This window comes from Bartonella sp. AD328YNZD (assembly GCF_042196425.1).
This window is the reverse complement of record NZ_JBHIQG010000688.1, coordinates 1-792: the sequence shown is the minus strand read 5'-3', so window position 1 is coordinate 792 and position 792 is coordinate 1. Positions and strand designations below refer to the sequence as shown.

Below are 792 nucleotides of genomic sequence, written 5' to 3'. Positions count from 1 at the left end.
TCAATCAATTCCTTTTCGAAATAAGCATCGCCTAAGAAAAAAATCTCTCTGTCAGGATTGTAACCAATTCTGTTCAAATAATAGGCTGAGCCATAAAACTTGCCGACATCAAGAAATTCTGCCCGCGTTTCATAAATGAAATTTTGATTGGGTAGCGTGCCCCCAACCCCACCCGATTGGGGCTTTGGTAAAGGAAGCCCCTCAGCAAGTTCCCCCGCATTATTGAGATCGACTGTTGGTGTAAAGAGAGCGCCAGCCCCGGTTAAACCACTTAAGGACTCCAGTGGATTGCCTTCAACTGCTTGTGCTTTAAAATGCGCATCCCCTGTAATGGAACCTTCCGCTGCCGTGTTATTGAGTTGATCGACCACCAAATTCAACGTGCCACCCGCTTGGACAAGACCAGGAACGCTCTCCAAAGCTTCTGAACCAATCTGGCGATCCTTGCCATTGGCTATATCTAAAGAAACATCGCGGCTTCCATCAGCTTTATAACCATAACAATAACCATCCTGGATATTGGCATTACAACCCATATAGGTTTTTTTATAAGCCGTTGCACCTAAATTGGTCAGCACATTGGCGTGGATATCGGCATTTCCCCCTGCTCTCATAGAGCTATAATGGTTGTCAATGGTATCAGCGTTAATAATAAGATTGCCACTAGATTGTATTACCCCCGAAACAGTTGGTTTATGCGAAAATGCTTGTGTGACAGTCTTTTCTATCATGTGTGACCAATTTTCGTTTATTGACCAGCCCCCTCCTGCCTTCCGCCGAGAACCATTCCAT

At 44.9% G+C, this 792-nt stretch carries 1 protein-coding gene; it reads right to left on the bottom strand.

Annotated features, from left to right (window positions below; genetic code table 11):
• A partial coding sequence (locus tag ACFIO3_RS14480; protein WP_375704722.1) for a hypothetical protein occupies nucleotides 1-792 on the bottom strand: 792 nt, incomplete at both ends.